Origin of the sequence: Paenibacillus terrae (assembly GCF_005217525.1) — a bacterium.
Taxonomy (GTDB): domain Bacteria; phylum Bacillota; class Bacilli; order Paenibacillales; family Paenibacillaceae; genus Paenibacillus; species Paenibacillus terrae_C.
Genome location: NZ_PNXQ01000005.1, coordinates 544,541 through 553,978 on the forward strand (window position 1 = coordinate 544,541; position 9,438 = coordinate 553,978).

General features: G+C 45.1%; 10 protein-coding genes and 2 pseudogenes. 5 read left to right on the forward strand and 7 right to left on the reverse strand.

Translation table 11 applies throughout. The features are described from left to right. Positions 1 to 63: pseudogene (locus C1I60_RS26270) on the forward strand (Crp/Fnr family transcriptional regulator); the annotation flags it as partial. Positions 64 to 88: 25 nt separating this feature from the next. Here the strand turns inward: C1I60_RS26270 and C1I60_RS05670 are convergent. The 4 genes and pseudogenes from C1I60_RS05670 to C1I60_RS05685 form a co-directional block, all read right to left on the reverse strand. Then, positions 89 to 520: pseudogene (locus tag C1I60_RS05670) on the reverse strand (DinB family protein); the annotation flags it as partial. 64 nt (positions 521 to 584) lie between these two features. Beyond that, positions 585 to 1,529: a helix-turn-helix transcriptional regulator gene (locus C1I60_RS05675; protein WP_137060856.1), complete on the reverse strand. Its 945-nt coding sequence runs from the start codon at positions 1,527 to 1,529 to the stop codon at positions 585 to 587. A gap of 110 nt (positions 1,530 to 1,639) precedes the next feature. Then, complete coding sequence (locus C1I60_RS05680) at positions 1,640 to 1,996, reverse strand: nucleotide excision repair endonuclease (RefSeq protein ID WP_137060857.1); 357 nt, start codon at positions 1,994 to 1,996, stop codon at positions 1,640 to 1,642. A gap of 70 nt (positions 1,997 to 2,066) precedes the next feature. Beyond that, a complete protein-coding gene (locus C1I60_RS05685; RefSeq protein ID WP_137060858.1) occupies positions 2,067 to 2,738 on the reverse strand; it encodes a hypothetical protein in 672 nt (223 codons plus the stop codon). Positions 2,739 to 2,931: 193 nt separating this feature from the next. On the opposite strand from C1I60_RS05685, the gene C1I60_RS05690 reads away from it, so the two are divergent. Then, positions 2,932 to 4,134, forward strand: coding sequence for a glycosyl hydrolase family 28-related protein (locus C1I60_RS05690; protein WP_137060859.1), 1,203 nt, complete (start codon positions 2,932 to 2,934; stop codon positions 4,132 to 4,134). Positions 4,135 to 4,245: 111 nt separating this feature from the next. After that, positions 4,246 to 4,869, forward strand: coding sequence for an acetate uptake transporter (locus C1I60_RS05695; protein WP_137060860.1), 624 nt, complete (start codon positions 4,246 to 4,248; stop codon positions 4,867 to 4,869). 78 nt (positions 4,870 to 4,947) lie between these two features. Here the strand turns inward: C1I60_RS05695 and C1I60_RS05700 are convergent, their stop codons facing one another. After that, a complete protein-coding gene (locus C1I60_RS05700; RefSeq protein ID WP_137060861.1) occupies positions 4,948 to 5,934 on the reverse strand; it encodes an aldo/keto reductase in 987 nt (328 codons plus the stop codon). A 247-nt stretch (positions 5,935 to 6,181) separates the two neighbouring features. Between C1I60_RS05700 and C1I60_RS05705 the strand changes: the two genes are divergently transcribed. Further along, the gene (locus tag C1I60_RS05705; protein ID WP_137060862.1) at positions 6,182 to 6,889 is read left to right on the forward strand and encodes a phosphodiester glycosidase family protein; all 708 of its coding nucleotides are present in this window, start codon (positions 6,182 to 6,184) and stop codon (positions 6,887 to 6,889) included. Positions 6,890 to 6,936: 47 nt separating this feature from the next. On the opposite strand, the gene C1I60_RS05710 is transcribed toward C1I60_RS05705, so the two are convergent. Next, positions 6,937 to 7,428, reverse strand: coding sequence for a hypothetical protein (locus C1I60_RS05710; RefSeq protein ID WP_137060863.1), 492 nt, complete (start codon positions 7,426 to 7,428; stop codon positions 6,937 to 6,939). 64 nt (positions 7,429 to 7,492) lie between these two features. Here C1I60_RS05710 and C1I60_RS05715 point away from each other — a divergent pair, with 64 nt between their 5' ends. Further along, a complete protein-coding gene (locus C1I60_RS05715; protein WP_252361587.1) occupies positions 7,493 to 8,725 on the forward strand; it encodes an RCC1 domain-containing protein in 1,233 nt (410 codons plus the stop codon). Positions 8,726 to 8,935: 210 nt separating this feature from the next. Here C1I60_RS05715 and C1I60_RS05720 read toward each other — a convergent pair. Beyond that, a partial coding sequence (locus C1I60_RS05720; RefSeq protein WP_252361588.1) for a YfbR-like 5'-deoxynucleotidase occupies positions 8,936 to 9,438 on the reverse strand: 503 nt, incomplete at its 5' end.

The following is a 9,438-nucleotide window of genomic DNA, read 5'->3' on the forward strand; positions in this document are numbered from 1 at the left end:
CGGCTATTGCGTGCTTCAAGCGCTCCTTCTGCAAAAGATGATGACGATAATGCATCTCGATGAGCATAAACCACTCTCCAGCATTTAACGCGCCGAATCCGGGATGAGAGACGGTAAACGGCCCTGTTGATTTCCCAACGACCGGTTCAATCTCTCTCATTTTACGGATCACAACGTTTAATCCTTCCACAATTTCTTCTTTGCTAGTCGGTTGTGGAGGAGTATACTGCGGAGATGGTGGGACTTGGATACGTATGGGCGGATAGCCTCCCAGATTAAAAGCTGCCGTGCCCGCCTCCGTTTTAGCCCCCGTCTCCCCATTAGACTGTAGACAAAGATCAATGTTCTTAAGATGCATATAAAGAGCAGAGTTCACCAAATGAAGGTACATTTGTCCAAGCGACCATTGATCCTCCTGCGGTGTGTACTGCAATTGCTCCAAGCTAAAGCTGTCCAATTCAAGAAGATAATGTTGTACTGTTTCTTCAAAACGCTGCAATGTTTCGGTTGTTGTATTCATATACTATTAAGCCCCTCTCCTTTAGTTAGCTTTACTATACAAAAATGCTACTGACAGCATTATGTCAGTAGCATTTCAACATTTTTTCGACTTCCACACGTACCCGATCCCGTAGTGATTCAGGCTCCAGCACGACCATATCTGCACCCCACCCTAGTATCCATTGCAGTAGTTCCTCCGGCTGTCTGACACGGAAGAGTACATGCAATCCATCTGTACGCTCCTCCATACTCTCCATGTAAAAATTGTTCGCTTCCTTCACTTTATCAGCAATCTCAGGACGGGCTAGTATGCGAACGTATATATGTCGATCATCTGCTTGCTTGTAATCCTGCAATTTAAAATCGGCGGGGAACTGAAAGCCGTCCTCAAGAACCATAAGCTCGTCCATACGTGACAAACGGAAGTGGCGGAGCTGCTGCCGCAATTCGCATTGACCAAGCAAAACCCATGAACCATGAAGCAGTACAAGACCATAGGGGGCGACCACACGCACGCTTTGACGATTCCCGTCAGCCTCTGGCATTCTTTTGGAGTAGCCGAACCGTACCTTCCGTTGTTCCAATATAGCGAGACGCAGCGTTTCCAAATAGGTTTTCTCTCTACGATCTACCTCTTTCCCCCCTGCGAATAGCCTGATGGTTGTACGCACCCGCGAAACCTCCCTGCGAATGCTCTCCGGTAAAATAGCTTCTATCTTCCTGCGGGAAGCTTGCGCCTTGGTGCCGTATTCTGTATCAAATTTTTGTTCGACAAAATCCGTCCCGATTAGCAACGCCACAGCCTCTTCTACGGTAAAGCTCACTGGAGGCAGGAAGTAGCCCTCCATTAAGGAATATCCTATGCCCGGTGCTCCTACAATCGGTACACCCGATTCGCTTAGAGCCTGGATATCCCGATAGATGGTTCTCACACTTGTTTCGAATATGCCCGCCAAATCCTCGGCTCGTAAAATATCCTTACGCTGCAACTCTAATAAGATAGCAAGCAGACGGTCTGTTTTGTTCATACCACGTCACCCTCTCTGGAAGGATCTAAATACAGTAATACAAAAGAGCAATAAGGGCAGTACAATCACTGCGACTTATTGCTCTTTATGTTCACACGGGAGTTGCTTCATTACTTGAAAAACACTTTTTCGACGTTATATTTAGCCTTCTGTGCATTGATGATGTAGGTTTCATAGATTTCTCGCTCTACCGCATCTTCGACAATACAAACCTCAATAATCGCCACTTCGTTGCGATTCGCCTTGATCGGCGATACAGTGTCTTCAAAATGCTTTTTGATTCTTTGTCTCAGCTTTCTTGCTTTACCAACGAACAACAATTCCTCCTGCGCGTTGTAGAACATAAAAATACCAGCCTTATCTCTGGGGATCAGGTGGAAATCTGTAAATCCGTAAATATGGCTCAGCTCAGGGTTAACCTGTTTGGTAATCGTGATGTCTGGGGTTGGAATCGTTATATTTATCACTATGTCACTTCCTCATTTTATATAAGTGTAAATATTATCACAAATCCCGACGTAACACCATTCAAGATAGTCAGATAGTGTCCCCCGGGACAGGCTTCATCGTTTTACCCGCCATTCTTTCCAGTACCCAGACAAGAGCCCCCACTGCAAGGCTGGCGATGACCGCCAAGATCGCGGATCCTCCAGCATGTAGCAGCAACACGGGAATCCAAACCAATCCGAGCAAACGATGCACAGTCCGCATCCACTTGTTACGCACTTTGTTAATAAAAAAGCCATACCCGGCGATCGCCAGCAGAATGGCAAAGCCCGCAAGCCCGGTGTAGGTTTGGTTATCTTGAAGCTTGGTAATCAAAAAATAGACACCGTGAACAGCAATCAGTATCAAGGTCGCCCAACCCAGCAGCTTATGCAGGGAATGTAACAACTTCCCGGCTTTTCTGACCCATATTGATGGCGATCTTAGCTTCTTCTTAAACCAGAACCAAGAGAAAGCGGCCGCGCCAAGGAATACGGAGATCGTACCCAACGTCTTGAATATTTCCCCGTTGCCCCCGCCTCCTTCTCCACCGGGACGTCCTCCTACATTCCCTGTAGGCAGGTTACTTACGCCGCCTTCTGGCGGTCGCGGGCCAGGCCCGCCGCCGGAAACCGAAGACATGTAGTAATAGTAGATTACGAACACAGTTGCTACCGTAACTGCAATTATTGCCGGAATCCAAACGGTCTTTTTCGTTTTCATTCGTTATACGTCCTCCCTAGGAAAATTGCCTTGAGTGTACCTGGTCAAGCTGAAAACAAGATTAAAGCAAGCTGAAAGTTAGTGGCTCTGCAATTTTATTGAAGTAAAGACTTGAAATAAAACCCATTTTAACCGATATATTAAGGGTAATTATGTAATTGTTTCAACAATCTTGTTAAGAGGAGTGTTTACAATGTCTAGTCTTTTTAATCGCAAGGGCAGGCTCAGCTTGTTGCTGGTAGCTGTCATTGCACTCGTTATTCAAGGCTCTATAGGAGGAAGCCCGCATGTGGCCCAGGCGGCCGACAACGTGATTAATGCCCAGGATTTTGGCGTTAAACCCAACTCGAATTCCTCACAATCCAAGGAAATCCAAAATGCGTTGAGGTATTTTTATGATCGCGGTACAGAAGGAACTGTGTACTTCCCGGCAGGTACATATCTGGTTGACGATTCGATCCGTTTATATGCCGGGGTGAGTCTGAACGGTGACGGAATGGGCAAAACGATTTTCAAAAAAACAGGGACCAAAAGCCAATACGTTATTGCGAATCCTATCCTGCGGAACAATTCTGAGCGATTAAATGTGAAATTATCTAATCTTACGATTGACGCAGACCGTACGAATCGTGAAGCCCGTGGTGAAAGTCAGGTAGGCGGTATGATTATAGATGTAGCCGTCTCGCACCTTACGCTGGATCGTGTGGAGATTCGTGACACAACCATTGGAGCGCTACTTCGGAGAACTAGAGATTCCGAGATTACCAACAGCCGCTTTGACCGGAATAATGGACATGCGATTGCCACCGGACATGAAAGCTTCCCGGCAGGCGAGTTCCGTAACGTCAAAATTACGAATAACCAAATTACCAATTCGGGCGGCGGCAGTGGAATCAATCTGTCACGCGCAACCTACACGACAGTCACCGGAAACCAAATTATTAACAAAACCCATCAATCTGACGGCTACGCAGGCATTCGCATCCCTAATAATGGTGCCAACAATACCGTCAACAATAATGTAATTGAAAATTATCCTCGGGGAATCTTTGTACTTACTGGAGCGACAGGTAACAACGTAAACGGGAATACGGTAAAAAATGCATCCCTGCAAGGTCTGCTGGTCCAATCGGATGGCAATACATTTACAGACAATAAGTTCTTTCAGACCAACTCTTCACTCAACCCGGAAGCAATCATTCGCCTTTCCAGTGCAAACAACAATAAGGTGATCGGTAACGAGATGACTACGCACTCTGGCTTCTCCAACATAGGAATACGTGTCACTGATTCCAGCTCCAATGAAATTAAAGATAACATCACAGATACTTCGGGCAAATCGATCAGTATCGAGGGTGGAAGTAATAACGTCAATACAGGAAATCGCAATCGATAGCAGAATTATGTACTATGCTAGTTCCTCTGTTTCCGTTACAATATGTCAGTGTGATTCTGGCATCGGCAGATTGACACGTACTTGAACATTATTGGAGGCTTCTATTTTTTCATGCAAAACGAATCTCATTCTAACGTAAAAATCGTAACAGCCGATCCGAGCGCGATCGGTCTGTTTGGCTTGGCTATTGTAACGCTTGTCGCTTCATCCCAAAAGCTCGGTCTCACTGAGGGCTTGAGCTTCATCATCCCTTGGGCTATCTTCCTTGGTGCCTTTGCACAGCTATTTGCCTGCATTCAGGATGCAAAGCATAACAACACCTTTGGCATGACGGCTTTTGGCGCTTACGCCTTCTTCTGGTTAGCCGTAGCTAGTAGCTGGATGATCAAAATGGGCGTATTCGGCCCTGAGCTGGCGTCTGCTGTAGACGGTAAGCAGCTCGGCTTTGCCTTTGCCGGCTACCTCATCTTCACGCTGTTCATGACCATTGGAGCGATGGAGACGCATAAGGTCCTATTCTTTATCTTTGTCCTGATTGATTTTCTGTTCCTCGGTCTTAGCTTTGATGCATTCGGCGTTGCACCAGAGATTTTCCATACCATCGCCGCTTATGCTGAAATGGGTATTGGTCTACTCTCGCTATACGGTACAGGAGCCGCTGTTCTGAATGCACATTTTGGCCGTACGTTCCTGCCTGTAGGACGTCCCTTCGGTATTTTCAAACCACGACCTTAGCTGTATATGTAAGCCCCGCAAAGCCGCCTTTCGCGCCGATCCGCGTTAAGGACGGCTTTTTGGGTTATAAAGCTGGAATTATTCGGCTTGCCAATTCGGCATCCGCTCTGCCGCATAACGAAGGCCAGCTGCCATTCCTTTGGGAATGATCTCGTTAATATTTTCCATTTCCTCCGTAGATAAAGAGATATCGACTGCCCCCGCATTTTCCTCTAAATAAGTAACCCGCTTGGTGCCTGGAATCGGTACAATTCCCTCTTGCGCAAGCAGCCATGCCAAGGCCAGTTGAGAAGGCTTGACCCCTTTTTGAGCAGCGAGGTCCTTAATATGCTGTACGAGATCGAGATTTTTCTGGAAATTCTCAGGCTGAAAGCGTGGCACGGTACGACGGAAATCATCTTCTGCAAAATCATCAAACTTCTGAATTTGACCGCTCAAAAAGCCGCGTCCCAGCGGACTGTACGCTACAAATTCAATTCCCAGCTCCTTGCAAGCGGGTATAACCTCATCTTCCGCTTCCCGGCTCCATAAGGAGTATTCCGTTTGCAGGGCTGTGATCGGGTGTACCTTGTGGGCGCGTCGAATGAGCGCAGGAGAAGCTTCGGACAGTCCCAAATAGCGGACTTTACCCGCCTGAACCAGGTCACTCATCGCTCCAACCGTTTCCTCGATAGGTACATTCGGATCGACACGGTGCTGGTAGTACAAATCAATGACATCTACACCCAGCCTTTGAAGACTGCGGTCACACGCTTCCTTCACATATTCAGGACGGCCGTTTACACCCAAGAATCCCCCATCCTCTCCGCGCATAATGGAGAATTTGGTAGCCAATATCACCTCATCCCGGTGGCTTCGCAGAACTTCACTGATCAGTTTTTCATTTTCTCCCACACCATAGACATCCGCTGTATCCCAGAAATTGATCCCCAGCTCCAACGCACGATGAAGCGTTTTGATCGACTCCTGATCATTCAACTCGCCATAATATTCGGACATTCCCATGCAGCCCAGACCCAGTGCAGATACTTGAAGGTCACTTTTACCCAGTTGTTTCTTTTTCAATTTCCATCACTCCTATATCAAAAGAATAGTCATCGGCCTTTCTAATCACCATCACGTTACATCCAGTATGTTACTACTTAAAGTTAACTTTAAGTCAAGCATTGTCTCAGTACACGCTATTTCAAATATTTTTAGGAAAATGTGATTTCCGGGTTGTAAGAGACGGCTGTAAATTTCCTATATATATGAGAAACGAATTATCGCGCGAGATTCGGTTCCAAAATACTTCACCAGGAGGTTGCCCATAATGCCAACAAACTACTCTTATACCCAGACGTCCGATGGTTTTCATGTGATCATTACGCCAGCTTCGAATATTCAAAATAAAAATATTAGAAGCCGGATCACACAGCAAACCGACTATGGGATTAATGGGGGCTTCTTCAACCCCATCAGCACAACAAAGCCGCCGACGGATTGCCTATCCATTGCAGTCACACCCAATAATACCCATGACAGCAAGGCGAATGCCAAAGGGAATAGCCGGGGGACAGCATTTGTGTACACGGAGAGCAACAAAACAAAAATGGGGATTACCCGTGCTTCAAGTGTGACGGATCTCAAAAAACAAATGGGGACTTCGATTACGTATAAGTCTATTATTAGCGGAGGCAGCCTGTCGCTGAAGATGGAGGAAAAAGAATGGCTTGAGGCTTTAAAAGATATTGAAAAATTCGATTTGAATGGAACCTTGCGATACACCGACTCTACCGGGCGAACTGGCCTGGGCTTCAAAGTCGTGAATAATATTTGGCAGGTCTACCTGGTTGTCCATGAAAATGCGACTCTGAAACAGCTTCGCAATTATTTTATCAAACAGGATTGCTTTGAAGCCATTCTTCTTGATGGTGGAGGCTCGTCCGGTATTCAAGTTAAAAACTCTGCAGGCACTATGGTGAAGTATGAGCAAACACGTTATATCTACAACATGGTGAAGCTCATTAATATCACCTAGCCTTACGATGTGCTTCCATAGGAGCAAGGAGGCCTTACCGGCCTCCTCTACAATTCATCCAGCACGACGATTTCCAATGCCAGGAAAACAGGTGTTACAGGGTACACATAAGAGACTTCAATGGGTTCCCCCACCTGTAATTCTGCTGGATTGATTAATTGCCTGCGCTGATCATCCATTCGCTTATAAATATGTGTATCGGGAATAGATATATAGACCGATTGGATAGGCTTTTCGGTTGGATCATCACTTTTGGGCAGTCCTTTAGCAAATTGAACAGGCTGTTCAAATCGGATCAAATAGTCCATGGTGGGGGCAGCTAATGGTTGTTCTACTTCTTTTTCAATCTTTTCAATACTTTCGATTTTGGCACGCCCCGTGTATACCGTTGTGCTTTCCAGACGATCTAAATCAAAAATAGATTGAGCTACCGCTTCGTTAGATTCGTTAACCAGCCTAGCCGATTCTATTTTAGAACATGCCGGCAATAATGCTGCTGCAAGCAAGATAAGGGCAAGGGCAGAAACTCTATTTTTCATAAGTGATCCTCCCTAATCTGGTTTATAAAATACGATTCACTATTAAGACGTAGGCAGGAATAATTTGGTTGCTTTAGTTATCCATTATATTTCGAAAGGTGTGTTTATTAATATGTTAAAAAAATTAGGTTTGGCAGCTCTCGCAGCATCCACACTTCTGATGGGAAGTTCCATTACAGCAAGCGCTGATTCTACTGTAAATTACGATCATTTGCTCTCGGCAGGGTCAACTAATACTTTCCTGGCCATGGAAGATGGATCTTCATTTTATGCAACTGGAAGTAACAGTAATGGCAAACTCGGTGTAGGTGCTGGCGGAGGAAATAATAAAACAAGTCCGATGCAAGCGGATGTATCTGATATCGCTATGATTGATGCTGGTGATTCGCATTCAACCTTGCTCAAAAAAGACGGAACCATCTGGTCCTGGGGCTTTGCAAGTTACGGCGAGCTAGGCACTGGCAATAAGAGGGATACGGCAAGAGATCCAGTTAAGAACAAATATATTAATGATGTTAAGGAAGTGAGAGCAGGAGGTCAATTCACACTGGCCTTAAAAAATGACGGAACCGTGTGGGCCTACGGAGAAAACAACTTTGGGCAACTGGGCATTGGTACAAAGGGCGTTTCCGCCTTTTCCGTTAAGCCTGTCCAGGTACAAGGTTTGGAAGATATTGTATCCATTGACGCTGGCGATAGCTTTGGTGCAGCTTTAGATAAAAATAATCAGCTATGGGTATGGGGAAAAGGTTCTGATGGCTCACTGGGACAGGATGATAAAGAAAACCAGCTTACCCCTGTTCAATATCGAATTGATGATATCAAAACCTTTACTGCCGGGTCTGACCGCATTTATGTTTTAACGAATAGCGGAGAAGTATACGCTTCCGGTAGCAATACTTCCGGAAAGCTCGGGGATGGAACCTCGACTTTTAGAAGATCACCCGTATTGATCAATATTTCTAATGTAAGTAGACTGAAAGCAGGCAACACCCAGGCGTTTGCCCTTAAAAATGACGGAACTCTGTGGGGATGGGGAGTAAATACTTATGGGCAGGTAGGTGACGGGACCGATGTATTTTCTATTAAAGTCCCTACCCAAGTTGTAGATGACATGAATACACCACTAACCGATGTAGTAGCATTCAGTGCAGCAGGCAACCATTCGCACGCTTTGACAGCAGATGGAACGGTCTGGTCCTGGGGATTTAACAAAAACGGCGAGCTTGGAATCGGTAGTACCAAGGAACAATATTCTGCCACTAAAACGAATTTCCCGAATCCTTTTTCGGAATAAATAACATTTTCATATATTAAGAATTTTGCAAAATCCTGATATTAAGAAAGTGTTCAAGGACTATGCATGAAGAAAAAAGCAATAAGGGCAGTTTAATCACTGCCACTTATTGCTTTTTATTTTCATTCAGGAGCTGCTCCATTACTAAAAAAACATCATTATGTATGAACAGAAGCGCTTCTGTAGCTTCTGGACGGTAAGAGAATTCATTTATAGAGCTAAGGCTTCTTCCGTAATCTTTTTAATATCAATGGATGAAGGCGTTTCTTCCTTAACCATATCCGGCAAAATATGCTCTAGAAAATAATCAACACATTTTAATTGGATATTTTTGATTTTAACAAGCGCATTACGATACATGACTATAAATTCTTTTTCAGTATTTCCCCGTTGTAGCTCGGCAAATGCTTCGTACACCTGATCCATCTTGTCCGCAACTTCAAGGATCAAACCTTCTACTGAATTGTCTTTGCCTTCTCGGAGCTGCTTGCGGAAAATGGCTTTGAACTCCTCCGGAATGTTCTCTTCAATAAAATACTCAATCATGCCTTCTTCGACCTGTTGGATTAATAACCGGAGTTCCTTGGAGGAATGCTTAACAGGCGTTTTAATGTCTCCAATAAAAATCTCCCCATAATCGTGGCTGCTTGTGATCTCGTAAAGCTTTTTCCAGTCAATGCTTACGCCGTTTCGCTCTTCAATATCAGCCAGCG